Below are 24,798 nucleotides of genomic sequence, written 5' to 3'. Positions count from 1 at the left end.
CGCCTATAAAAATTACCCAATTGGCTAATCTTTGGAATTTTTATTACTCTTTCATTGTCTTTTTAATGGTAATAAAAAATACCATGAATGAGATTTACGAAAAATAGAATAAAAATTAATCGATTGATTTCTGCTTGTACATGATGTTCATCGTGAAGAAATTGATGAGTTCAAACTGTCTGAAAAAACGAGAGTATACCAAGATGAAAAATCTAGTACTAAAAACTTCATTACTAGCAACTGCATTAAGCATGGCTTTCGCTACAAGTGCCGAGAGCAACCGTTATATCATCCAAGTTGATGAAGCCTCTAAAGGTGCCTTAATGGCCATGGCGAAAAAGCACGGTGGAGAAATTAACCTGGAATCTAAAGGCTTTATCGCGGCAACATTCAACAACATGAGTTTAGATAAAGTAAAAGGCATGATGAATTTGCCAGCGGTTAAGTTCATCGAAGAAGACCAAATTCGTCGTCCAATGAGTGTTTGGAATGACGATGTTGGTAATCCAATGGAGACTCAAATTACGCCATACGGTTATTACCAAGCACAAGCTGACCAAGTGACTTTCAATCCTAACGCAGGCATTAAAGTGTGCGTTATCGACTCTGGTCTAGACATTTCAAACACTGACTTCAACTGGCCTGCCATTACGGGTGATAACGATCCGGGCACAGGTAACTGGTTTGAGCACGGCGGTCCTCACGGTACGCACGTATCTGGAACCATTGCCGCTGAAGACAACAGCTACGGTGTAATTGGTATGGCTCCGGGTGTACCACTTCATATCATCAAAGTATTTAATGCTGACGGTTACGGTTATTCTTCTGGTTTGGCCGCAGCAGCACAACGCTGTGTAGATGCAGGTGCAGACATCATTAACATGAGTTTAGGTGGCGGCCGAGCTAGCACAACAGAAAGCAATGCATTCGCTTCGTTCCAAGCAGGTGGTGGTTTAGCCATTGCAGCAGCAGGTAACGACGGTAACAACACAGCGTCTTACCCTGCGGCGTATGAGTCTGTCATGATGGTAGGTGCTGCGGATGCAGACAACAACATCGCTGACTTCTCACAATTCCCTTCATGTACTGAAGGTAAGGGTAAAAATGCAACGTTCAACGATAGCATCTGTGTGGAAGTGGCAGCCGGTGGTGTTAACACACTTTCTACCTTCCCTGCGGGCTTAGCAACAGCGGCTAATTCTACTGCTGATGGCGTATTCTTCCAATCAGAAGCAATGGAAAACTCGGGTACGGCAACTTCTTCCACTTACTTCATGGGGACAGCAGAAGCAGTTGACTCTGGCGCGTCTGGTAAAATTTGTATGATTGACCGTGGTAACATTTCGTTCCACGATAAAGTGGCTAACTGTGAAGCCTCAGGTGGTGTTGGTGCGGTTATCATCAACAACGAACCGGGTATTTTGTTCGGTACATTGGGTGAAACTAATACAACGTCTATCCCATCTGTGGGCGCAGCGTTAGAAGACAGAAGCGTATTGCTTGCTGCTAGCAACGTAACGGTTGATATTTCTAGCACGGACTACAGCTTCTTAAGTGGTACGTCAATGGCAACACCAACAACATCTGGTGTGGCAGCGCTGGTTTGGTCTAACCACCCATCTTGTTCTGGTGACCAAATCCGTGCAGCGTTGAAAGCAACAGCAGAAGATCAAGGCGCAGCAGGTCACGACGTTAATTTCGGTTATGGTTTAGTGAAAGCGAAAGCGGCAAACGATTACCTAACACAATTCGGTTGTGCTGGTAACTAAGCCCTAAGCCTGAGAGCTAAGAACTTAAAAACTAAGTGCTTAGAACTTAAGAGCTAAGCGTTAAGTTAAGCAAAATTAAAAATCCCGCAGAGAGTGATCTTTGCGGGATTTTTTATGTGCCAGAGGCCATTGAGAAAGTGGAGCTACCTGAGTTTATACTCCACTTCCTGCGCTTTAGCACATTAACTATGCGCTGCCTTATTGATAAGCGGCGGTAATGTCGAAGTTGAAATCCAATACGCCGTCGGTAACTTGAGTTGGGTCAAGCAGTGTTACACGAGAGTACACTGGATACTCGGCTGTTCCTTCTGTCGTAGAAAGCTGGACGGAAGTTTGCCCAACATGCTGGTTTCCATTTGAGTAGGAGAACCTGAATCCACCTTTTTCTTGAATTTGCAAAGAATAACCAATGTCAAGGTAAGCGCCTTTTACCCCAGAAAATTGAACTCGGAAGTAATCAGGAGAAAGGTTCGGGCATAAACTGTTTGATTCATTCGACGTTCTATTGTCAAACCCCGTACCGTTAGCGCCTCCATTGGCTAAACAATAGGAACCTACTTTTGTTGCATCGGTGACACCCAAAACAGGGTATTCCATATTTTGAATAACAGTTGCATTTAGTGGCTGCTCACCTAAGCGTGAATCGATTTCAACACTAGTGTTATAGGTAACGGCCATTGCGCTTGATGTTAAAACGGCGCTAACGCCTGCAAGAATTAAAGATAATTTATTGAGTTTCATTGTTTTCTCTTGTTAGTTTGTGTTTAGGAACGTAAAGAATAAATCCTATTTGTGAAGTTAGTCACAAAATACACTTGCATAACACGCCTTTTGCTTGCATCGGACGCAAGTTTGTCACCTATTTAAATTAACTGTATAAAATTACAGTTTGTGTTAAAGTTCCTTTTCTTATTGTGCTTATTATTTCTCGTACCTAATACGTTTGTGCTAAGGGTTGTTACTGGTGTCTGAGCCATGTGAAAATCATCGCTTTCCTATTCGAAAAATCGTGCATATAGATATGGATGCATTCTTTGTATCTGTTGAAATTCGCGACAACCCAAAGCTTGCGGGAAAGCCCGTGGCGGTTGGCGGGAAGTCGGATCGTCGCGGTGTACTTTCTACCTGTAATTATTTAGCGCGGCGCTTCGGTGTGAGTTCGGCAATGCCAACGGGCGTTGCGCTGCGTAAGTGCCCTGATTTAATCGTTGTGCCGGGGCGAATGGAGGTTTACCGCGAAGTCAGCGCACAAATTCGTAGCATCTTTGAGCGATATACCGATTTAATCGAACCGTTATCCTTGGATGAAGCCTATTTAGATGTGTCTGAGTGTGAAATGCACCAAGGTTCTGCCACGCTCATTGCACAAGAAATTCGCCAAGAAATTCAACGCAAAACTCAACTTACCGCATCGGCAGGTATTGCGCCTGTTAAGTTCCTAGCGAAGATAGCGTCGGATCAAAACAAGCCTAATGGACAATTCACTTTAGCGCCTGAACACGTCGACGCCTTTATTGAAACCATGCCTCTGAAAAAAATACCGGGCGTTGGCAAGGTGACAAACGAAAAACTGCTCGCCCTTGGTTTTGAATACGGAAAGGATATTCGAGAAAGTTCAGAAGCGTTTTTAATAGAGCATTTTGGTAAGTTTGGGCGTTCGCTATGGTCTCGCTGTCAAGGTATTGATAACCGCGAAATTGAAACCTCTCGTATTCGAAAGTCCGTTGGTGTTGAGCGTACGTTTGCTAATGACATCAGTGATTTTGCGCAACTCGCTCAAATTCTGCAAAACGATTTGCTACCTGAATTATTTAAAAGAAGCGCTAAACATACGGACAAACGCAAAATAAATAAGCTTGGCGTAAAAGTGAAATTTCACGATTTTCATCTCACTACCAAAGAACATAAATATCATGAGATAGACGTCGACATTTTATTGGAATTGTTGCGTGAAGCTATGGCAAGAGGTGAGGGAAAACGTGTCCGTTTATTAGGTATTCATATTGGGTTAGAACACAATCCGCATTTAAGTCAGCAGCTTATTTTGCCTTTCTAACGACTCGCTTACTATATTTCCCCTTTTTGAATATCGAATTTTCCGGCACTCACGTATACTCTTGCAGCACTAAAGGATGCGTTGAAGTGAGGATTGCGTTATCAAGCAGATGGCCCTCACTTCTTTCCTAAATCATCAAAAAAGAAAATAAATAGAGGTAATATGACTTATCCAGTTGCCGTTTTAGCTTCTGACAATGCTGCAACCGCTCAAGGTGAGTGGGACGCAGTCATCCTGATTGCAAGCAGCGTTGATGTTTGCCCCATTCCTGATTTAAAAAACGCGCTTACCCAATTTGCTCATGTTGATAGTCGTGTTGGTAAACAGGCAGTGCTTGTGCCTTGTGAAAAAGCGGCGGGTGGGCGCATCATTTTTGCACCCACAGGTGAACTTTCCCGTTATTTTGACGATGTGCGTCGATTCAGTGATGCCGCTAAAAAAGCGATGCAGATTGCGCAGCAAGCCGGCAGTGTCAACCCCTTGTTGATGGTAGTCGCGCCAGAAGACAAGCGTTACCAAAATGCCTTGGAAGTGAGCTATTTAGGTTTGTGTCAGGCGTTATGGCAACCTCTGGAAGCACGTGAAGCCCTAGATGAAGCCGACATCGAACCCGTGCAAAAAATTGGTTTGATTGCTCATGCCCAGAATAAACCCAATGTCGATTGGGTCAACGCTTTAGAGGCCGGTAAACGCTTGGCAAGAGACTTATGTGGCACAAATCCAGAACGTATGGCTCCGCCGGGTTTTGCGGAATATTGCGTTGATGCGTTTGCAGGCTCAGGTATTAAAGTCGAAGTGTTGTCTTCACAAGCGCAATTGCAGCAAGAGTACCCGCTATTAATGGCAGTGGCGCGCGCCGCAGTGAATGTTGAGCGCCATCATGCGCGTGTTGTTACCTTAACTTATGAGCCAGAAGGCGAAGTGACGCAAAGCCTGTATCTAGCAGGAAAAGGCGTGACCTACGATACTGGCGGCGCGGACTTAAAAACCGGTGGCTTTATGGCGGGCATGAGTCGCGATAAAGGCGGCGCGGCATCGGTAGCAGGGTTGATGAGAACCATTGCCATGCTTAAGCCCAAAGGCGTTAAAGTTGTCGCGGAACTTGGCTTGGTGCGAAACAGTATTGGTACCGATGCCTTCGTCACAGACGAAATTATCACAGCACGTTCTGGCAAACGTGTTCGGATTGGTAACACCGATGCCGAAGGCCGATTAGTGCTTGCCGATGTGATGACGCATTTGCTGGAATTGGCTGAAAACGACAAAAATGCTGAATTCTTCTCAGTTGCAACGCTAACAGGGCATGCCGCCAGAGCCGTTGGTCCGTACACCGCGCTGGTAGAAAATGGCGCAGCAAGAGCCAAGGGAAGTGCGTTGGCATTATCGGAGGCTGGTGATTTATGGGATGATGTTGCAGAAGTATCGCGTTCTCGAAGAGAGGACTTCGACTTCGTTGCACCGCGTACTAAAGCTGATGATATTTTATCGTCCAATAATGCGGCCTCCGCAGTAACGGCGCGTGGACATCAATTTCCAATGGCTTTTCTGGTGCTAGCATCGGGCTTGGAAAACCACCCCGAAATTCCGTACACCCATGTTGATATTGCTGGGAGCGGTGTTGAAGGGGGCGATTGGCAACACGGCACACCAACAGCGGCAAGTTTAACCATGTTAGCTGCTAGGTATTTAGCATCATGAGTGACAGTAACAACGCACTAAAACCCGGACGCTACCGTCATTACAAAGGGCGTGATTATCAAGTGATTGATATTGCTACGCATTCCGAGGACATGAGTCAGCTTGTGGTTTATCGTCCTCTTTATGGTGAAGGTAAGCTGTGGGTGCGCCCGCTTAGCATGTTCACTGAAACCGTGACATTAGATGATGGCACCCAAGTGCCACGATTTGCGTTTGTTGAGTAGTCTTACGCAAGCATAAAAATTCGCCTCTCTTGATGGGAGGCACACTCAACAGAAGGAAAATAAATAATGATGAAACGTGTCGCAACCGCGTTATTCGCACTGATGGCAAGCCAAACGTTGCTCGCACAAAACTTTGATGATGTTCAAATTAAATCAGAAAAAATTAACGACTCTGTGTATATGCTAACCGGCATGGGCGGAAACATAGGTGTGTCGGCTGGTGACGATGGCATTTTGATTATTGACGATCAGTTTGCACCGTTGGCTGAAAAAATCTCATCGAGCTTGGAAGGCATTGCTGGTAAAAAGCTACGCTATGTTATCAATACGCATTATCACGGCGATCACACGGGCGGTAACGCTAAAATTAAGCACATGCACGATGCCACGGTATTTGCTCACGACAATGTGCGTGTACGTTTAGAAAACGATCCGAAAAAAGAAGCCGCTGATTTACCCGTTGTCACTTATGCGAAAGGCGTAAAATTCCATTTTAATGGTGAAACTATTCATGTGCGTCATTTGCCGCATGCCCATACCGATGGCGATAGCTACGTGTATTTTGAAAAAGCCAATGTGATCCACACCGGCGATGTGATGTTTAACAAAATGTTCCCCTACATCGACCTAAACGGTGGCGGTTCGGTGGCTGGTTATATTCGTGCTATCGAGATAATTTTGGCAGACGTAAATGACGACACCAAAGTGATGCCGGGACACGGTGTGGTCGCGACTAAGCAGGATGTAGAAAACTTCCTTAACATGCTAAAAGAAACTCGCCGCATCGTGTTAGATAAAAAAGCCGTAGGCGATTCGGTAGAATCCATCATAAAACAGGGTTTAGGCGAAGAATGGCAAAGCTGGGCATGGCAGTTTATCAGCGAAGAAAAATGGATACGTACTTTGTACGACGGGCGCTAGTTTACTCACATAAGTTGAAATAAAGCTTCGATGTTTCACATCAAGAAGACATTTTAAAGCCGTTACTCTGTAGCGGCTTTTTCGTAAGGGCTTCATCGCCACAATTGAACGGCTATTCCACAGACGCGACTACAAGGATTTCATTGTGAAAGATAAAGAAAAGATTGCTGTATTTATTGATGCTGATAACGCACCCGCTAAGAAGGTAGATAAAATGTTGTCTGAGTTGGCTCGTTACGGTGTGGTTAGTATCAGGAAAGCTTACGGAAATTGGAAGAATCAAAACTTACAACCGTGGGAAGATGTGTTGCACGAATTTGCTATACAACCGATCCAACAATTCGACCTCACTAAGGGAAAAAATGCGACTGATATGGCGCTAGTTATTGATGCAATGGATATTCTTTACACAAAAAACATTGATATCATTTGTCTTGTTTCGTCGGATTGCGATTTCACACCGCTCGTAACCAGAGCGTTAGCTGATGGGAAGTTTGTTATTGGTTTTGGTGAGCGTAAAGCACCGGATGCTTTCGTCAATAGTTGCTCCCGTTTTTTATACCTTGATGAAGAAGGTGAAAAGGAGCAGCCTGTTCAAAAACAAACCAAAAACATTAAAAGTGATACTCGGTTAATTAGTTTGCTGCGACAAGCTATAGAAGCCGTTGAGGAAGAAAATGGTTGGGCAATGCTGGGGCCAATTGGTACTCATATTTCAAATCACGCTTCTTTTGATCAACGAAACTACGGATTCAAAAAGCTTAGCGACTTATTTATGGCAATAGACTTATTTGAGATGAAGAAAACAAACGGCTCTGCAATTTGGGTTCGTGATAAAAGAAAAATGAAGCTGCAACAAAAGTAAGAGTCGTTATTTGCAATAATGTAAACTCAGTGGCTTTTTTGTTTTGATTAACGTTTACAGTCTAGCAACACTGACACTAAATCGACATCATCAACATATTGCTTCATTTTATTACCATTGGCGTCAATCAATACCGCGAAGTCCTTTCTTCTTGGGAAATCGTAACGTTTTTGAATGTGCATTCTTTCGCGGCCAGATAAACCGTTTTTGTGCCACGATTTAATATTGATAAGTGCGATTTTTTTGCGGTGAAGATGCGAGCCTAGTTGCTGTTTTTGCGTGGTAAACTCTTTCAATGCAAGTCCTTCTAAGCGGTAATATAAAATACAGTTTGCAGACCTTGTTAGGGCGCTTTGGCTTTTGGCATCGGTGTTCAAACTCCACAAGACAGCAACAAGCGAAAGACTTATCCAAACCATATGGAATGAAAAGTGGCGTAACGCAACGAATTGTTGTGTGAGAAGCTGTTTCATTTAATTTGAACTAATGTTTGTTTAGGCAATGCTCTCAAAGCCATTAAAAGCGGTTCTAATGCGTTGCAAAGAAGCCGATTACGACAATATGTAAGTGAAAGAAAGACGCAGGATGATACTGCCCTGCGTCCGATTTTACTACAGTCAGCTAGGCATAGGAGAAAAACTTTATTTATTTGTTGTCGCTAAAGCCGCGTCGAAGTTTTTCCAGTAGGTAATTTAGCATTTGCTCACGGTTCGCGGAAGTCGACACTTGTATCCATTGGTGATTACCTGCTGAGCGATAGGTTTGCCCTTGATTCGGTTGTTGTGTGCTTACCGCCAGTTCTATATTTGTAAATTGAATTGCCTCTTCGCCGACCTCTAAACAGCTAGTCGCCATGACATCCCATAAATGATAAGTAAATTCATAAGCTGGGATTGAAGGAATGGTTGAAGCCCAGCATTGACCGAAAAATTCGGACATCGGGTAGCTATTTTGTGCCGCAACTTGTTTTAAGAAAGGAATATCAATTGGCAAACAATTGGTGGCATCAAGGGAAACCAATTTAATATTTAATCCCATCGCAAAAAGAGCGTTTGCGGCGTAGGGGTCCCAAAATACATTCCACTCAGCAGAGCCATCGTGATTGTGCATCGCAACATTACCCGCTACGTCAACCGCCCCGCCCATCCAAATAACTTCTTCAACTTTCTCTTTTAAATCCGGTCTTTGAATGAGCGCTTGGGTTAAGTTGCTACAAGGGCCTGTCATTAAAATTGTTATCGGTGTGTTGCTGTTATCCAATGTGTGAATCATGTAATCCACGGCAGACATTTCCACCAGTGCTGAGGTATTTAGCGGTACATTTAGCATCGTGGGTAATGCGTTAATAATTTTAGGTTGGGCGCGCCAATCGTAAGGAAACGGGTTCACTCCGTATAAGTCTCCCTTAGCAACTTCGACATCTTGTTGTTGAAACAAAGTGAGAAGTTTAAGGGTGGATTCTGTCGCATCTTCTAAAAAGCAATCAGCAGGGGTGATTGTCACACCAACAAGCTCAACGTTTTTCATTGTAAAAATGAGCATTAATGATAGTAAATCATCAACGCCGCCATCGTGATCAAATATGACCTTCTTTTTCATCATGTGGCTACTTCTTTATCGGGAGGAAAATAGGGGGTAATAATAGCGTTTGCAGGAGGAATAAAAAAAATTAAATTTTCTGGTAAAAATATTTGCCAGAAAATAAATTAGTTGTTATTGTAGCTACGAGTGTGTTTCGGAATTTGTTACATGGATGTATCTTTTTAGGTTAAATCCCTTTCCTTGTAGGTTTTGTATATATCGCCGCACTCTGTGCGGCGCTTCTTTTTTCTTATCATCAAATTCTCTTATTTCAAATCGGAAAAATATTTATATCCAATAGCGCTATTCGCTCTGTTATTTAAGGGTTTTCCTTTGTTTCCAAGGTAAGTAAAAATTTTCTATGCTTTATTTTGTCATATGTGGATTTAACGCACTTAGGTGTGCTATAAGAAATTCGTTATTTCGGTAGGACAATGTTTTATCCGAAAAAAACGAAATTCAAATAAAAATATATCCTAAAAGGGAAGATAATATGACACACAACAAACGCTTCGCGGCTGCACTTGCAGCGGTTGCAGTGAACATGGCTTTTTATGCGCCAAATGTAATAGCACAGTCCGATGAAGCTGTAGAAAAAATTGAAGTAACAGGATCACATATTCGTCGTACCGATATGGAAGGGCCATCCCCCCTTACCAGTTTAGATGCAAGTGACATTGCGAATACAGGTGTAACTGATCTTATCGGTCTTTTTGCTAAGCTGCCCATATCAGGTCAAGGTACTTTCTCTACTCAAGGTAACAGCAGTGATGATACTGCGAACGGTGGCTCATCCGTTTCGTTACGTGGTTTAGGTGCAGACTCCACCCTAATTTTGGTTAATGGTCGCCGTGTATCGGTATCGCCTTTCGCAAAAGGCATCGACACCGCATTCGTTGATATTAACAACATCCCGCTATTCGCCATTAAGCGAGTCGATATTCTGAAAGATGGAGCCTCTGCAACCTATGGTTCAGATGCCATAGCGGGTGTAATTAACATCATCTTAAAAGATGACTATGAAGGTTTAGAAGTTGCCGCTAAATATGGCGATACGGCTGATGGTGGTGGTGAAGAGAAAAACTTCAGCATGATGTTCGGTACATCAAGCAACAAAGCGAGCCATACTTTTATTTTGGATTATTTCGATCGCTCAGAGATTCTATATGGCGACCGCGACTATTCTCGTACTGCCAACCAAGCAGCGTTACGCCCGAATGATCCAGACGCGGTAGATTTCCGTTCTTCTTCCGGTTTCCCCGGTACAATTGCACTAGCAGCCGATCCAACCAACCGTATTATTGATGAATTCGGCAATGATCGTTGTGCGCCGGGCGATATTGACCGTGAAGGTGTATTCTGTCGTTACGATTACGCTCCACAATCTTCTCTCATCCCATCATCGGAACGTTTCAGCTTTAACTACATGGGTCGTTATGACGTTAACGATACCGTACGTGCATTTGCCGAGTTGAATGGCCAGAATTCAAAATCTGTTATTCGCGGTGCAGCTAGCCCAAGCTTCAACGAATTATTCATGTCGGGTGACAATCCTAACCACCCATTTGCTAATGACCCAACGCATCCGTTTTTCGGTCAGGACTTAACCATGCGTCGCCGTACGGTTGAGATTGGTGATCGTGAAAAACGTACAGATACAGATTACTATCGCGCCGTATTAGGCTTTGAAGGTGAGCTAGGCGATTGGTCTTGGGAAGTGGCGTATAGCTACATCAAGAGCGAATCGACAGAAATGGGTGTGAATGGTTTCCCTAACATTGTACGTATGCAAGCGGCTATCGACTCCGGCCTGTGGAATCCGTTCGAACCTTCTACTAATACACAAGAAGCGTTGGACTTTATCGAAACCACGACCTCGCGTGTTGGTAAATCAACAAACCGAACCATTACCGGTTTGGTGAGTGGTCCTGTTATGCAGCTAGGCGGCAACGATGTGATGTTAGCTGTGGGGGCTGAGCGCCGCGAAGAGTCTATTTCAGATAACCCTGATAACCAATTCTTACGGGGTGAAATCTTCGGTACTGAAGCAACACAAGCCAATGGCAGTCGTGATAACACAGCGGTTTATGCTGAGTTAGCAATTCCCGCAATGGATAACCTTGAAATCCAGCTAGCGATCCGTCATGAAGATTACAGTGACTTTGGTACCACAACCGATCCAAAAGTCAGCTTCCTTTGGGCAGTAATGGATAACCTTTCCTTCCGTGGTTCCTACGGCACTGCATTCCGAGCACCATCGTTGCACCAACTTGGTTTAGGTCGTACCGACGAGTCGCCAAACTTGGTGGATAACAATCGTTGTGACTTGGTTGGCCTTGGCTGTGATCCTCAAGAATATACCGCTGAGTTTGAAGGGAACCCTGATCTTCAACCTGAAGAGTCGAGCAGCTACAACTTGGGCATGATCTATGAGGTCAGTGATGATTTAAGCTTCTCGCTTGATTATTACGATTACGACATTGAGGACATCATTGCTTCTGATACTCAAGCTTTGTTTGACGCGCGAGGTTTGGATCCAGATGTGGTTGAGCGTTTGCCGACCTCTAATCCAAATGATCCGGGTGAAGTGGTTCGCATCTTCGATACTTTCCAAAACCTAAACGACTTGGAAACCTCGGGTTTAGACTTAGACGTGAAATACAAGTTGCAGTCTGAATACGGTGATTTCAACTTTAGCTACGTGTTGAACTATGTGCTTAACTATGAAGAGTTCCGCGGTGGTAGCGCAACTCCGGCTGTAGAAGAAGGCGAGTTCGAGCAGCCAGAAGTACGCTGGACAACTGCTATGGATTGGACCAAAGATGACTTCGCAGCATCACTTGCTATCAACTACGTCGGTGAGTTTGATGGTGATGAAGATGCGGGCTTTGGTGATAAAACAGTTGATTCAATGACTACGGTTGATGCAACATTTAGTTACTTCGGCATTGAAAATACAACCTTAACTCTTGGCGCAACTAACTTGTTCGACGAAGAACCACCGTTCAGTCACCATGACTTTATGGGCTTTGTGAATACGTTGCACAGTGGTCAAGGTCGCTTTGTGTATGTTCAAGGAACTTACAAATTCTAGACATTCCCGTATAAGTCCACATTGTTATTAAATTAATGATGTGGATTTTCTTTACAGTTCTGTCTGTAAGGGTGATAGAGCCAGTATAGGGAGAGCAGCCGCTCTCTCTTCCTCTTGGAAGTTCCAGCCTTTACTTTGTTATTAACGAATAAACTGCTTATAGGGGCGAGTTAATGAGGTTGGCTGTTAGGTTTATTGCCTTTCTATTTTTCATTTCGACGTCTTTTTCTGCTTTTTCTGAAGCGCCTTTACTTAAAAACCACACTCGTGAATTAAAAATCTCCTCTGTTGATGCGTGGTTGCCTTATATCTATTTGGATGAAAATAACAAGCTTACGGGGAGTGATTATGTGTTATTAGAACAAGTGCTTACAGATATGGGCTATGGATTACAGCAAGTGAGTTTTATCTCCGATAATCGTCGCTTTTACGCATTAGAAAACACAATGCATGAAGTTGTTGTTGGTGCCTTTAAGAACGAAAAGCGCAAAGAAGTGAGTTATTTCTCGAAGCCTTATCGCACCGAAACGGTTGGCTTGTTTTATCAAAAAAAAGGGTTGTTTAAAGGCGATAGAATAAACTTGGCGCATAAGATCAAAAAGAAAGGCGTTGTAGGGGTAATGAATCGTGCGGCGTGGTGTGGAGAAGAGTTTGAGCACCTAAAGCAGACTTACCCAAATCATATTGTGCATATTGAAAGCCAGCATTCTCGATTAAAAATGCTGGAACTGGGACGCGTCGACTTTGTGATTGGCGATGTTGTGTCTGTAAAAAAGCATCTTAAAGCCAAAAATATGCGCAAATTTAAGCTTCACCCAGAGACCATTTACCAAGCAGACATCCACTTTGCATTTAGTAAACACGCCGTGGATGAAAGTTTCATGAAGCGCTTTAATCAGGCTTTAATGAAGCGCTTAAAGGAGCAATAACACCTATGGTTGGGTGTGACGTTGTTGTTCAGATAACGCTTTCAAAAATGCACTGTTATTGACAGGGGCATTGAACACAAACACTTTCACCCCGTTGGCAGCAACATCCGTTGTTAAACTGGGACTGCTACCGCTTAAGTGAATACTTTCCTGAGTCATGACTTCTTGCCAGTGACCTTGACTTAACCATTTTTTGACATTAAATGTTGCGGGCTTACTTGCTTTGTTAAGCAGTACCAGTGCCGTTTGGTTAACGCCATCTTTTTGATAAACACGGAAAAAGCTTGCCTGATTGTCTGCGAAATGCAGGTTAACTTGTAGACCTTTTTGCAACGCGACGTGTTGCTGTCTTACGTGTGCAATGCGAGCCAAGGCGTTGTGTATTTTATGGCTTTTTGCTTGTTCAATTCGTGCTTGTCCAAAGTAATTTCGATTACCTTGATGTTCCTTCTTGCCGGTCATGAAGTTCATTTCTGAACCGTAATAAATCACAGGTATGCCACGAGATGTAAATAACCAGTTATTGGCATTGATAAAACCTTCATCTGTTGCATTCATTCTGGCCATATCGTGATTGTCGTAGAAGGTCATCAGCTCGTAAGGATTTTGGTATACCCCATCATTAAGATGCAGATACGATAAAATATCGCTGTAGTCGCTTTCAGCATTCTCAAATACTTGGGTGATGGCTTTTTGTCCGGGGAAATCGAGGACACTTGCGCCGCCATTTTCAGGGCGAGTGTGCTGGGCTATAAACTCTGCATCGTAGGAATAACTTTCGCCGAAAAAGAAAGTGTCAGGATAGTGCTCGCGTAGCCTGTCGAGTAGGTCTTTCCAAAAAGCATGTGGAATCTCTTTGATGGTATCAATACGGACAGCGTGAACCCCTTTACTTAACCACTTTAGGTAAGCGCCTTCGAAGTAATCAACGACTTTTGGATTATTTTCGTTTAAGTCTGAGAGCTGGGCGAGTCCAGTGTGTTTATTAAAAAATTGGTGTAGAGGATTGTTGTGGTCAAGCTTTTCAGGATGAATATTTTGATGGTCGGCAACGAGTTCACCAGCTTCATTATAGATTTCGCCAAACATAGGTTGATCTTCTGGCATGGAATAAGAAGGCGAACCGTGATTGCCGACAATATCCAGCACGAAGTTCAGATCATAGTCTTGTTTTAAACGGGAGATGAATTGTTCAAAGGATAAGTCCTGAGAAGGCCAATGTTCGTCAATTTTATAAAAGTTAACCCCCCAGTAGCCATGATAACCCGTTTTTCCGCCATCCTTATAATAAGCGCCATAGGTCACGGGCTCACCACCAGTAAAGGCTTGGTCTGGGTTTTCAAAAGGAGGCGTTAACCAAATAGAGGTAAACCCCATATCTTTGATGTACTGGGCATTATTAAGGATACCTTTGAAATCGCCACCCATATAACCAACATTGGCTTCTTGTCCGTTAGGACCAATGAGCGGGCGATTAAACGTGGGGTGTTGTCCACCTTGATCGGCATGATTGTTTGAGGGATCGCCATCTACAAAGCGATCAGTGAGAGCAAAATAAATCTGCTCCGATGCATAAGGATTTGAAGTGCCGTAAAACTCAACTGGGGTATTGGTTGTTGCTAGGTTGTCAGGTGATTGTATTGCGCACCCTGAAAGAAGAAAGACAGCAGAACTAAAGGAAACAAGGGAAAATTGAGATGTTATCTTCATTAACGTAAAACCTTTTTAGTCTTGGAAACAGGCATAGAAAAGGGGGCTGATGCCCCCGTTTTTATTTAATGTGCATAGCGTTTCGTTATGCTAGGCAGAATCATCCGACATTCAACGCCTTGCATACGTATTCAAACATTATACTTCACGTACTTTAAACTTACCTACGTGGTCGTTCAAAATTGCAGCTAATGCAAGCAGTTCATCTGCCTGAGTCGCTAAAATATCGGAAGCATCGGCAACTTGAGTGACTGAATCGCGAATGCCAGCGATATTATTGTCTACTTTTTGGGAGTTATCGTGTTGTTTGGATGCCGAGTCTGCAATGGCATCTAATCGTTGACGGATCTCCGCAACCGCTTTACTGATAGCGTGGAAGGCTTCATCGGCTTCTTTGGATTGCGATGTGGCGAGTTGAGACTGCTCCAAACTTTGCGTCATTTTACTGGATACAAATCGTGTTTTATCTGTCAGCTTGCTGAGCATTGATTCAATTTCTTCTGTGGCATCGTGAGAACGCTGTGCCAGAGTACGAACTTCATCGGCAACAACGGCAAAGCCTCGTCCTTGCTCTCCCGCTCTAGCGGCTTCAATAGCGGCGTTTAACGCGAGTAAGTTAGTTTGTTCTGCAATGCCTCGAATCACACCCAAAATGTTGGTGATGTTATTGCTTTCACTTTCTAGCTCTTGCATAGCCGAGGATGATTCTTCCATGGTTAGGCTTAGTTTTGTGACGTCGTTAACCATATTACCAATGATGCTGGAGCCAGATTCTGCCGACTGTTCTGCATCGCTCACAATCACAAGGGTCGAACTACAGTTCTGGGCAACATCGCTCGCGGCTTCAGCCATGAAGGAAACACTTTGCGAGGAGTCATCAATGACACTGGCTTGTTGATGACTCGTGGTCTTAATTTGCACCACAATCTTTTCGATCTGTTCAGATTTTTCGGCCAAATTCAGAGAGTTGTTTTTGATGTCTAATACCATGGATGAAATAGACGACAGGAATTGATTGAACCATCTTGCGAGTCGGCCCGTTTCGTCTGAGCTATTAATATTCAATCGTTGCGTGAGATCACCTTCACCTTGGGCTATATCTTTAAGTCCATCTGATACATCCTCAATAGGGGCAACTAATTTACGGCTAAGCAACACGCCTAAAATGACAAATAACGCAACCATGATAAGCGCAATAATGAGAATGAACGCACTCATATTGTAGGCTGGCTCCATTATTTCGTCCGTGTTAATAATGCCTGCAAAGTACCAACCAAGTTCTTTAGATTTATATGTGCTGACCTCTACGCTAGTGTTCATATGCTCTGTAGCGAAGTGACCATCTTTGCCAGTTTTTAACGATTTGCTCAACGCTTTAAACAGAGGTGATGAAAGCTCATCAACCGTCTTGAAGTTATTGCTTGGGACGCGAGGATCCGCAAGTATGGTCCCGGACTCATCGATTAATATTAGATAACCTGTTTCACCAAGTTTAATCGACTTCAATAGGTCAGTCAGTGTAGTGAGAGAAACATCCAAAGATTGCACCCCAATCAAGCGCTCATTGTCTGCTTTAATAGGATGCATTACGGATACCATCGGACCACCAGTAACGCCTTGGTACGCGGATGTGATACCGGCTCCATTGATGGTGTCTTTGCCCATTTTGTACCAAGGGCGTTTGCGAGGGTCGTATCCACCTAAACGCTCCGCAGGGTATTGAATGAATCCCCCTTTCGCGGTGCCTACGTACACGTTTAATATTTCATCGTGGGTGTCGCCAAATTGTTGATAAAATTCGTAGATAGCCGCTTCGGCTGGGTGAATGGTGCTAAAATCCATTGTGGTTTCGTCACCCAAATACTGTGTAGTGCTATCTGGCACTTGTTTTACCAGTGGATGTTGAGATAGAAAAACAGCGTTAGATTTAACTTGATCAAAAAAGAGCTTGAAGCCGTTATCGATTTGTCGAATTTCATTTCGGGTACTGTGAACAAAGTTTTCTAAAGACTGTGAAGTGCTTTTAGAAATGCTAACGCTGGCGATAATCAGTGTTGGCAACATGACGGCAACAGTGATAGCAGTGATCAATTTATACTGCATTTTCATACGGCTATTCCCTCTACTTGTTTGTCTCAGCTATTTATTTTTTTAGTTTTTACTATCTCTGCAGAACAGAAGGGATAGGAGACGAGTTGGTCTCGATATTCAAAAGTAAAACGATTCTAGGTTTCTTGCAAATTAAGGTTTTGTTGTTTGAGTTAACAATTTGAAACAATTTTGTTTATTTTTGTATCAAAGTCAAAAATATGTCCATCTTGTTAAATTTAATGCCAAATTTCAAGCGTCAGACTATATCGAATATCCCTCCAGTAAAAAACATTTACCCTTAATTAAATATTCTTACTATTCCAAGGCTCATGAGATTCTCGCTCTTTTTAGTTAGATGGTACAATTACCCGTTTGGTAGTAAACACCTTCCTTTTTTGCCTTGGATTAAATAATGACCCGTGTAGTGATTAGTGGTTCTGGCTTATGGACGCCAGAGCAAAGTATTAGTAATGAAGAACTTGTCGCTTGCTATAACGCTTATGCCGACAAGTTCAATGAAGAAAACGCCGCAGCAATTGAAGCCGGGGAGTTGGAAGCGAAGCCGCATTCAAGTGCGGAGTTCATCGAAAAAGCCTCTGGTATTCGTAGTCGTTATGTTTATACCCGCGAAGGTATTCTTGACGTAAATCGTATGTGCCCAATTATTGAGCCTCGAGATCCGGGAGCGCTTTCACATCAGGCTGAAATAGGCGTTTATGCTGCAAAAAAAGCATTACAGGATGCGAATTTGCAGGCAAGTGATATTGAAGCGGTGATCGTTGCATGTGCTTATACTCAGCGTGCTTATCCTGCAATCGCCATCGAGATTCAACGAGAGTTGGGTATTGTTGGTGTAGCATACGATATGCTCGCTGCTTGTTCGGCAGGAACCTTTGGCCTGCGTAACGCACACGATATGGTTAAGTGCGGGACGGCTAAGCGTGTGTTGGTGATTAACCCTGAATTGGTAACGCCACAGGTTAATTATCGCAGCAGAGACAGCCATTTTATTTTCGGTGATGTTGCAACAGCGACGGTTGTTGAGTCTGTCGATTCAGCACAAAGTGATGCACTTTTTGAAGTGCTCAGTACATCAAGCGAAACCCTATTCTCCAACAATATTCGCTCAGATTTTAGTTATATGAGCCGTGCCACCGACGAAGATCCATTCGGTGAATCCAAATTGTTTTCCCAAGAAGGCCGAAGAGTATTTAAAGAGCTGTGTCCAACGGTGGTAGAGCACATTGGGAAGCACATGGGCAAATTGGCGCTCACGCCAGCAGATATGACCCGTTGGTGGTTCCATCAAGCGAATATCAACATGAATATCTTTGTTGCTAAGAAACTTTTAGGCCGAGACCCGGTTGGCAACGAAGCGCCAATCGTACTGGATACCTATGCCAATACTGCCTCAGCAGGTTCGTTAATTGCCTTCAATTTGTATCACAAAGATTTAACAACAGGCGATTATGGTTTGTTGTGTTCTTTTGGAGCGGGATATTCCATCGGTAGCTTAATTTTGAAGCGACTGTAATTCATTGCTGCATCCAATCTCATTGTCAAAACGGCCACTTCGTTCACGCTTAGTGGTCGTTTTACTTTTAATCTCGCCATATTTTTGCATCCATGCGGGCTTGTCGTTAAAATCTCGCCACAAATTTAGTTAACTTTCAACAAAGAGCGAATTCAATGGGCAGAAGTTTTGAAGTGCGCAAGGTAGCCATGGCTAAGACCGCCGCTGCCAAGACCAAGGTGTATTCTAAATACGGTAAAGAGATTTATGTTAGCGCCAAAAATGGTGGTGCGGACCCCGATGCAAACTTGTCGCTACGCCGTTTAATGGATAAAGCGAAAAAGGACCAAGTACCAAGTCATGTGATTGAAAAGGCCATTGAGAAAGCCGTAGGTGGCGCAGGTGAAGACTTTGCCACAGCGCGTTACGAAGGTTTTGGTCCGGGTAATTGCATGGTGATTGTTGACTGTTTAACGGATAACAATAACCGTACTATCACTGACGTACGTAACTGTTTTACCAAAACGAATTCTAAAATTGGCGCACCGGGCGCGGTAGCGCACATGTTCGAACATCAAGCGGTTTTCGTGTTTGATGGTGACGATGAAGACAGCGTACTAGAAGCGTTAATGGAAGCCGATGTTGATGTAACCGATGTTGAACTTGAAGACGGTAAAATTACGGTATTTGCGCCGCATACCGAGTTCTTTAAAGTGAAAAACGCGCTGGCAGATGCGTTTGAAGGTATTTCGTTTGATGCAGAAGAAATCACGTTCGTGCCGCAAACACATACCGAAATTGCTGAAGAAGACATGCCAAACTTTGAAAAGTTCATGACTATGTTGGAAGACTGCGACGACGTGCAAAATGTGTATCACAACGCCATTTTACCCGAGTAACAACACCTGAGTAAAAACGGCAAAACGGGTGAAAAACCGGTGTAAAATCGGCATTTAATAAAGGCGCTTAACAGCGCCTTTGTTGTTTTTTTAAACACTATATGCGTGTTTATAACTCTCAGGTTACTTGCCGGGAATTAAGGGTAAACCCTCAGCCGCAGGCAAGTGGTGCGGCGCTTACATGGACGTATCCACGGCGAGCTAGCGATAAATTCCCATGGGTGACTGACAATTCAACACCGCTATCTAGTTGAATAAATATCTACAAGCTGGGTGCCATATTCATGCAGCTTGCATAATAGCTTACCGTTCCCGGCCAATCTGCGAAAACACCAATAACGCCGACGTCTTTTGCTAATACGTCTAGCAACTTCATTTGATCGCCGTCATTATTAATAACTTCCTCAATGGTTTGATAATACCAACCGCCACCATTGGCAAGTGGACCAGAACGTTCAAGTGTCCAAGTAATGAGTCGTAAGCCCGCGTTTTTTGCGGCAATGGCGTAATCAGAAGGGACAATGTCACCCTCATTATCTACTTTCACTAACATCCATGTTGGCGGCGCTAAAATTTTGACGCCATTTTGTACCAGCTCGTCCATATTTGGGGACCATGTGGCAGGGTTGGTATGCTCGAAGCTAGGATCATCATAACGACCATCTAAGTAAATGCTCTGATTACCAAATTCGGGTTCGCTGGCAATCCAGTAAAGTACGTCATCGATATTGAAAGATTGCGGGAACACGTGGCTTGCTGGAATCCCCGCCGCTTTGTATTCATCAATCATCTTTTGCGCGTAATCCTTCTGCGTTAAGCCGTTAAAGGGCATGGCAACCGCAGGTGATTTCAACTCTGGTGTCATTTTCACATTGAGTTGCTTAAATAACGCAATGCTTTCCGCGTGTGTCATAAGCGTACCGCGCGTTGCGTATAAGTCGGTGCGCCAATCTGCTGTACCTTTCATGTAAGCTTCTGGCGTTGTTGCCGTTGGGTCAAAGGCGTCCATTTTGCCTTTTAGTGTTTTGAATTCCGCGAGTGTAATGTCACTTGTGCAGCACATTGCTGAAGCCGCAACGCCGTTTTCAGCATCAGCAGGGGAGAATGGTTGTGTGCATTTTGCCGCAAGTTCAGGCTTGCCTAGAATATCGGTGGTGGTGTGCAAATCACATTGTGAGTGGCGGCAAACCAGCGCTTGGTCTTGGGTGAATGTCACATCACATTCCAAAATGCCAGCGCCCATGCGCGCTGCGGCTTCATATGATTCTTGAGTATGCTCAGGAAATTGCATTGGCGCACCACGATGTCCAATGGAAAAATCAGTTCTATAGAAGGGGCCTTCAGCGCACGATTCAAGCTTGTTCTTGAGCGCGCCTGCTTCCATGTCGTTGACAAGAAAGTACGGACGGGGCGACACATTAACGCTTGGTGCAGCGCCATGCGGTACCTGCACGACAACAGGAACATTAACTTGTTCTACAACGGTTTCAGTGACGACGGTTGTTTTTTCAATTTCTACAATGTCTACAGAGTCATCATCACAAGCACTTAATGTGCTGATAACCGCGAGTGCGAGGGCCAATTTGAGTGTGTTATTCATTTTTTCTTATCCGATACGAAAATTATGACTACAATGCAGCCTTCGAACCACTTTAGGATTAAAAAGCGACCGAAAACGGGGGCAAACCTAGAGCAGTTTTGTGAAGTTGGCATGACTATATTGTGAAGTTTTTATGCCGCATTAGTAACAATGTGAAAGTAGCCACGGAGAACAAAATGGCGCAAGCGCTCAGATTAGTGTATTCCCATCATTATTTGCAGAATTTAGCATCAAAAATAACAGCAGTGAATGCGACATTTCCTCAAAATGATTTCATTCAGGCTGTCATGCAAAAGGATTGGGACGAACTTGCGCTAAAGGCTCGCATGGGGAGAATTACCCAAGTGTTAAGGCAAACACTGCCTGCTGATTACTCTGAGGCGGTTCACATTCTAAAGTCGGCGAGTGAACATTTCTCTGGTTACGCGGCGATGTTCTTTCCTGATTTTGTGGCGTTGTACGGCTTGAACGATTGGGACACTTCTTTGCCCGCTCTAGCGTATTTTACGCAATTTTCTAGTTCAGAATTTGCCGTTCGTCCTTTTATCCTCAAAGATCCAGAGCGAATGATGGCGCAAATGCTACGTTGGTCTACCCATGAAAATGCGCATATTCGACGTTTGGCATCGGAAGGTTGCAGGCCAAGACTACCTTGGGCGCAAGCGTTGCCCGAATTTAAACAAGATCCGACCCCGATACTGCCTATTTTAAAAAACTTACTGCAAGATAACGCCTTATATGTGCGCAAAAGCGTGGCCAATAACCTGAATGATATTGCTAAGGACCATCCCGAACTTGTTCTGGGTTGGGTTGAGGAGGAATTAGGTAAGCATCATCATAGTGATTGGATATTAAAACACGGTTCTCGTACTCTGCTGAAACAAGCACACCCTAGAGCGTTGGCGCTATTTAGTCTTGGTAGCATTGAGCATATTGAATTGCCATTATTTGAATTAGGCAATCATGAGGTGGCGATTGGTGAGCGTTTGCCTTTTCGTTTTTTGTTAAAAAGCCGCACAGGCAAGTTAGGCAAGTTACGCATTGAATATGCCATTCATTTTGTTAAAGCTGATGGAAAAACGCGGCGCAAAGTGTTCAAAGTGTCGGAAAATGACTTTGCGGATGCCGAAAAGCAATACGATAAATATCACTCGTTAAAGCAGATGAGCACGCGTAAACATTATCCCGGTGAACACAAATTGGAATTGATAGTGAACGGTAATGTGTTGGCTGAACGGCCTTTTTACCTCACTCAAGAGAAGTGTTAGCTCAGCCGAATCAATTTTAATACATCAGAAATGAGTTGTTGCCACACCACATTGGGGATAGTGTGTCCCATGCCTTTAATGATTTTTAATGTTGCTCCGGGAATTGCCGCAGCGGTGGCGAGGCCGTTGGCAACAGGCACGAGTGGGTCTTTTTCCCCGTGGAATATGAGCGTTGGAATAGACAAATTTTTGAGAAGTGGCGACCTGTCTTTTGCAGAGATAATCGCACTTAGCTGACGCATTACACCACTTGGATAAAAGCCTCTTTTAAGAGAGGTCGTTACAATATTGCGGACTCTTTCTTCTTCAAATGGATAGTCTTTACCGTGCAAAATACGCCACATTTTCATTGTGTGAGCTATGTGTCGGTTGGCTTCGCGTGGAGGTGGGCGCATCATAAACAGTGACATTTTGGTGGTAGGACGCATCAGCTTTTTATCGCCAGTTGCAGACATAATCGATGTTAGGCTTAACACGCGTTCAGGGTGATGAATTGCGACTAATTGTGCAATCATGCCACCCATAGAGGCACCGATAATATGAGCTTTCTCAACACCCAAAGCATCCAGCAAGTGGACGCTATCGTTTGCCATATCTTGCAAACTGTAAGGCGCGTTGAAATGGGTATTGAAGTAGTGATTTCCCGCGAGCTTAAAAAAGTTGGGTAGTCCAAGATGATGTAAACACTGGCTATGACCAATATCTCGATTGTCGAATCGAATCACCCAATAACCTTCGGCGGCGAGTTGTTCGCAAAAAGGTTCATCCCAGTGAATTAGCTGGGTTGCCAGCCCCATGATTAACAAAATGACGGGATTTTCAGGATCGCCAAAGCTATCACAGGCTAATTGAATACCGTTGCAATCGTATACTTTTTCCGAGTGGTAAGGCACGGCGGGCATTGGGGAAGCGCTCCTAGGAAAAGAAAAAAATATACCTTGATAGTATAGGCTTAAAGCAACCAGCTCAATAGAGAGAATACCACGGCTAAATAACTCGGTTAATTAACTAATGTGGTAAAGCAACATTCCTCATTATCAATGTTGCTTAGCACAAGCATTATTGTTCATGATACTGAGTTTCGCTCGTTAGATTTTAAACATGCGCTAATCAAATTTAATATCTGGTCTTTAATAAAATGATTGAAATTATGTAATTGGCTGAGATGTTCAATGATGCTCTGTGCTGCTTCTGGGCTCGCTTCATACCCCGGTGCTAATTGATTGAGTTTGCCTGCAAGTTCAGGAAAGTGCTGTTCCCAATTGAACGTCGAGTCATGATACTTCTCTGGAAAATGTTTCAATGCAAGAAGTGTTAACAAGTGATTTAACGAGCGTTGTTGAATGCATTGGAATGCGGCGAGTTTTTCCCCATTGGCAAAGCAGCGCAACCCTAATGTGAGGTGCGTTAAAAGCTCGCCTAGTAGCCATTCAGTTTGAGTTTCAAGGCAAGGGAGAGAGTGGCTTGGGTAGGCGGTGAGTTGATAGCCCGGTTTTTCCCAAACTACATTCCATTGCGAACGCGAGTGATCGCATAACTCGGTTGATGAGTGCAGGTGGAGATCGCACAGTATGCCATCTGAAAAGAGCACTCTTTTTACATTCTTAGCCCGTTGGTATTGATAAGCAATATGTTGCACTTCATTTAGCCAAGCACTGTTTTCAAAGTATTGCGCAGTTTTATCTGGCGTATTAATAACGTGAAAATGCAGTAGCTTGATGCCAGTAGAAGTTGAAGGGGGCTTCCGAGTCAGTAAAGCTTGAGTCGCGCTTAAGGCTGTTAAGTGGCTGATAATTTGCGTCGAGCGAGTTTGTTGTAGTGATTGTTGTAGCACGTTGTCTTCGCCTTTCCCTTCGTTGTCGGAAGTTTCTATGGTCGATAGGCCGATTCGATAGACTAGGAATTTTTATCTAATCTGATGAGTGAAACAACGTAACGCATACGTATTCATTACATTTTTTTAACATTCAGGTTTGTATTTTTCAGCAAGTTTTTAGTCTAAGCACAACAACTAAGCCAATCAAAACGAGCAATCCTGCGCCGATTTGTGGTGCACCAGAGGGAACGGCAAACAGCACAGAAGAACCACCGAATAACACAATCATAGTGATTGCAAGCGCTTTAGATTTGGCTGGAATGCAGCGCTTGGTCTCCCAATTAACCAAAATATTGCCAAAAAGGGATGAATTGCGAAGCCATAAGTGTAAGCGTGGGGAGGATTTGGCAAAACAACCTGCCGCCAACAGTACAAATGGTGTTGTCGGTAACACGGGGAGAAACATCCCGATAATGCCTAGCGCAAGGGATAACAATCCTGCGGCGGTAAGTAGATACATAGTGAACTATACTTTTTGGGTTAAGTGATGGTGCGAAGCGCTTTTATCCTTATTTATTATTCTAGCGCATATATGAGCAGGGAGTGATATGAGGTTGAAATATCACTCATGAGAATAGAAATGCCTATTCATATAATTGAAAATTATGATGGTTATAAGTAAATAAAAGCCAGAGCTAATTTAAATTTGCGGCGTATTTCTTTATACTGCGCCCCCTTAAAATCTAAACTATGAAACACATTTT

The 24,798-nt window shown here is 43.7% G+C and carries 20 protein-coding genes; 11 read left to right on the top strand and 9 right to left on the bottom strand.

All coding sequences use genetic code 11. From position 1 onward, the window contains the following. Window positions 1-203 precede the first annotated feature (203 nt). Window positions 204-1,769 (top strand): S8 family serine peptidase, encoded by a 1,566-nt coding sequence (locus HJG39_RS12190; protein WP_268409508.1) that lies wholly within the window; start codon window positions 204-206, stop codon window positions 1,767-1,769. 198 nt (window positions 1,770-1,967) lie between these two features. Here the strand turns inward: HJG39_RS12190 and HJG39_RS12185 are convergent, their stop codons facing one another. Then, entirely contained in the window at window positions 1,968-2,510 is a 543-nt protein-coding gene (locus HJG39_RS12185; RefSeq protein ID WP_268409507.1) for a hypothetical protein, read from the bottom strand. A gap of 256 nt (window positions 2,511-2,766) precedes the next feature. Here HJG39_RS12185 and dinB point away from each other — a divergent pair, with 256 nt between their 5' ends. The 5 genes from dinB to HJG39_RS12160 all read left to right on the top strand — a co-directional run bounded on the left by dinB (window position 2,767) and on the right by HJG39_RS12160 (window position 7,533). Continuing rightward, window positions 2,767-3,825 carry a DNA polymerase IV gene (dinB, locus tag HJG39_RS12180; protein WP_268409564.1) on the top strand — a complete coding sequence of 353 codons (1,059 nt, stop codon included), beginning with the start codon at window positions 2,767-2,769 and terminating at the stop codon, window positions 3,823-3,825. Between the two features lie 162 nt (window positions 3,826-3,987). Next, window positions 3,988-5,523 carry a M17 family metallopeptidase gene (locus tag HJG39_RS12175; RefSeq protein WP_268409506.1) on the top strand — a complete coding sequence of 512 codons (1,536 nt, stop codon included), beginning with the start codon at window positions 3,988-3,990 and terminating at the stop codon, window positions 5,521-5,523. Continuing rightward, a complete protein-coding gene (locus tag HJG39_RS12170) occupies window positions 5,520-5,747 on the top strand; it encodes a DUF1653 domain-containing protein (RefSeq protein ID WP_268409505.1) in 228 nt (75 codons plus the stop codon). Before HJG39_RS12175 ends, HJG39_RS12170 begins: the two co-directional genes overlap by 4 nt. Window positions 5,748-5,816: 69 nt before the next feature. Further along, entirely contained in the window at window positions 5,817-6,668 is an 852-nt protein-coding gene (locus HJG39_RS12165; protein WP_442781023.1) for an MBL fold metallo-hydrolase, read from the top strand. Between the two features lie 145 nt (window positions 6,669-6,813). After that, window positions 6,814-7,533, top strand: a complete 720-nt coding sequence (locus HJG39_RS12160; RefSeq protein ID WP_268409503.1) for an NYN domain-containing protein — start codon at window positions 6,814-6,816, stop codon at window positions 7,531-7,533. Window positions 7,534-7,580: 47 nt separating this feature from the next. Here the strand turns inward: HJG39_RS12160 and HJG39_RS12155 are convergent, their stop codons facing one another. Both HJG39_RS12155 and HJG39_RS12150 read right to left on the bottom strand, forming a co-directional pair. Continuing rightward, window positions 7,581-8,006: a hypothetical protein gene (locus tag HJG39_RS12155; protein WP_268409502.1), complete on the bottom strand. Its 426-nt coding sequence runs from the start codon at window positions 8,004-8,006 to the stop codon at window positions 7,581-7,583. A gap of 172 nt (window positions 8,007-8,178) precedes the next feature. Further along, complete coding sequence (locus HJG39_RS12150) at window positions 8,179-9,135, bottom strand: nucleoside hydrolase (protein WP_268409501.1); 957 nt, start codon at window positions 9,133-9,135, stop codon at window positions 8,179-8,181. A gap of 472 nt (window positions 9,136-9,607) precedes the next feature. On the opposite strand from HJG39_RS12150, the gene HJG39_RS12145 reads away from it, so the two are divergent. Both HJG39_RS12145 and HJG39_RS12140 read left to right on the top strand, forming a co-directional pair. After that, a complete protein-coding gene (locus HJG39_RS12145; protein ID WP_442781022.1) occupies window positions 9,608-12,208 on the top strand; it encodes a TonB-dependent receptor plug domain-containing protein in 2,601 nt (866 codons plus the stop codon). 173 nt (window positions 12,209-12,381) lie between these two features. Continuing rightward, on the top strand, window positions 12,382-13,137 hold the full coding sequence (locus HJG39_RS12140) for a substrate-binding periplasmic protein (protein ID WP_268409500.1): 756 nt from the start codon (window positions 12,382-12,384) through the stop codon (window positions 13,135-13,137). A gap of 3 nt (window positions 13,138-13,140) precedes the next feature. On the opposite strand, the gene HJG39_RS12135 is transcribed toward HJG39_RS12140, so the two are convergent. Further along, on the bottom strand, window positions 13,141-14,847 hold the full coding sequence (locus tag HJG39_RS12135; RefSeq protein WP_268409499.1) for an alpha-amylase family glycosyl hydrolase: 1,707 nt from the start codon (window positions 14,845-14,847) through the stop codon (window positions 13,141-13,143). Between the two features lie 138 nt (window positions 14,848-14,985). Then, on the bottom strand, window positions 14,986-16,956 hold the full coding sequence (locus tag HJG39_RS12130) for a methyl-accepting chemotaxis protein (protein ID WP_268409498.1): 1,971 nt from the start codon (window positions 16,954-16,956) through the stop codon (window positions 14,986-14,988). A 391-nt stretch (window positions 16,957-17,347) separates the two neighbouring features. On the opposite strand from HJG39_RS12130, the gene HJG39_RS12125 reads away from it, so the two are divergent. Together HJG39_RS12125 and HJG39_RS12120 are read left to right on the top strand one after the other, a co-directional pair. Beyond that, complete coding sequence (locus tag HJG39_RS12125) at window positions 17,348-18,472, top strand: beta-ketoacyl-ACP synthase III (protein WP_268409562.1); 1,125 nt, start codon at window positions 17,348-17,350, stop codon at window positions 18,470-18,472. A 155-nt stretch (window positions 18,473-18,627) separates the two neighbouring features. Further along, a complete protein-coding gene (locus HJG39_RS12120; protein WP_268409497.1) occupies window positions 18,628-19,350 on the top strand; it encodes a YebC/PmpR family DNA-binding transcriptional regulator in 723 nt (240 codons plus the stop codon). A gap of 262 nt (window positions 19,351-19,612) precedes the next feature. On the opposite strand, the gene HJG39_RS12115 is transcribed toward HJG39_RS12120, so the two are convergent. Beyond that, window positions 19,613-20,950, bottom strand: a complete 1,338-nt coding sequence (locus HJG39_RS12115; protein ID WP_268409496.1) for a glycerophosphodiester phosphodiesterase family protein — start codon at window positions 20,948-20,950, stop codon at window positions 19,613-19,615. A 176-nt stretch (window positions 20,951-21,126) separates the two neighbouring features. Between HJG39_RS12115 and HJG39_RS12110 the strand changes: the two genes are divergently transcribed. Further along, a complete protein-coding gene (locus tag HJG39_RS12110; RefSeq protein ID WP_268409495.1) occupies window positions 21,127-22,218 on the top strand; it encodes a DNA alkylation repair protein in 1,092 nt (363 codons plus the stop codon). On the opposite strand, the gene HJG39_RS12105 is transcribed toward HJG39_RS12110, so the two are convergent. The 3 genes from HJG39_RS12105 to HJG39_RS12095 form a co-directional block, all read right to left on the bottom strand. Further along, window positions 22,215-23,120: an alpha/beta fold hydrolase gene (locus tag HJG39_RS12105; RefSeq protein WP_268409494.1), complete on the bottom strand. Its 906-nt coding sequence runs from the start codon at window positions 23,118-23,120 to the stop codon at window positions 22,215-22,217. The genes HJG39_RS12110 and HJG39_RS12105 overlap by 4 nt on opposite strands. Before the next feature lie 164 nt (window positions 23,121-23,284). Further along, window positions 23,285-24,052: a hypothetical protein gene (locus HJG39_RS12100; RefSeq protein WP_268409493.1), complete on the bottom strand. Its 768-nt coding sequence runs from the start codon at window positions 24,050-24,052 to the stop codon at window positions 23,285-23,287. A gap of 148 nt (window positions 24,053-24,200) precedes the next feature. Then, window positions 24,201-24,554, bottom strand: coding sequence for a YbaN family protein (locus HJG39_RS12095; RefSeq protein WP_268409492.1), 354 nt, complete (start codon window positions 24,552-24,554; stop codon window positions 24,201-24,203). Window positions 24,555-24,798: the final 244 nt, after the last annotated feature.

The organism is Alteromonas sp. a30, assembly GCF_026788005.1.
Classification (GTDB): Bacteria; Pseudomonadota; Gammaproteobacteria; order Enterobacterales; family Alteromonadaceae; genus Paraneptunicella.
This window is presented reverse-complemented; position numbering and strand designations above follow the sequence as displayed.

Excerpts from the sequence above, each read along its gene's own strand:
- HJG39_RS12190 (WP_268409508.1), top strand. The coding sequence starts at position 204 with ATGAAAAATCTAGTACTAAAAACTTCATTACTAGCAACTGCATTAAGC.
- HJG39_RS12185 (WP_268409507.1), bottom strand. The coding sequence starts at position 2,510 with ATGAAACTCAATAAATTATCTTTAATTCTTGCAGGCGTTAGCGCCGTT.
- HJG39_RS12175 (WP_268409506.1), top strand. The coding sequence starts at position 3,988 with ATGACTTATCCAGTTGCCGTTTTAGCTTCTGACAATGCTGCAACCGCT.
- HJG39_RS12170 (WP_268409505.1), top strand. The coding sequence starts at position 5,520 with ATGAGTGACAGTAACAACGCACTAAAACCCGGACGCTACCGTCATTAC.
- HJG39_RS12165 (WP_442781023.1), top strand. The coding sequence starts at position 5,817 with ATGAAACGTGTCGCAACCGCGTTATTCGCACTGATGGCAAGCCAAACG.
- HJG39_RS12155 (WP_268409502.1), bottom strand. The coding sequence starts at position 8,006 with ATGAAACAGCTTCTCACACAACAATTCGTTGCGTTACGCCACTTTTCA.
- HJG39_RS12150 (WP_268409501.1), bottom strand. The coding sequence starts at position 9,135 with ATGATGAAAAAGAAGGTCATATTTGATCACGATGGCGGCGTTGATGAT.
- HJG39_RS12145 (WP_442781022.1), top strand. The coding sequence starts at position 9,608 with ATGACACACAACAAACGCTTCGCGGCTGCACTTGCAGCGGTTGCAGTG.
- HJG39_RS12140 (WP_268409500.1), top strand. The coding sequence starts at position 12,382 with ATGAGGTTGGCTGTTAGGTTTATTGCCTTTCTATTTTTCATTTCGACG.
- HJG39_RS12135 (WP_268409499.1), bottom strand. The coding sequence starts at position 14,847 with ATGAAGATAACATCTCAATTTTCCCTTGTTTCCTTTAGTTCTGCTGTC.
- HJG39_RS12130 (WP_268409498.1), bottom strand. The coding sequence starts at position 16,956 with ATGAAAATGCAGTATAAATTGATCACTGCTATCACTGTTGCCGTCATG.
- HJG39_RS12120 (WP_268409497.1), top strand. The coding sequence starts at position 18,628 with ATGGGCAGAAGTTTTGAAGTGCGCAAGGTAGCCATGGCTAAGACCGCC.
- HJG39_RS12115 (WP_268409496.1), bottom strand. The coding sequence starts at position 20,950 with ATGAATAACACACTCAAATTGGCCCTCGCACTCGCGGTTATCAGCACA.
- HJG39_RS12110 (WP_268409495.1), top strand. The coding sequence starts at position 21,127 with ATGGCGCAAGCGCTCAGATTAGTGTATTCCCATCATTATTTGCAGAAT.
- HJG39_RS12105 (WP_268409494.1), bottom strand. The coding sequence starts at position 23,120 with ATGCCCGCCGTGCCTTACCACTCGGAAAAAGTATACGATTGCAACGGT.
- HJG39_RS12095 (WP_268409492.1), bottom strand. The coding sequence starts at position 24,554 with ATGTATCTACTTACCGCCGCAGGATTGTTATCCCTTGCGCTAGGCATT.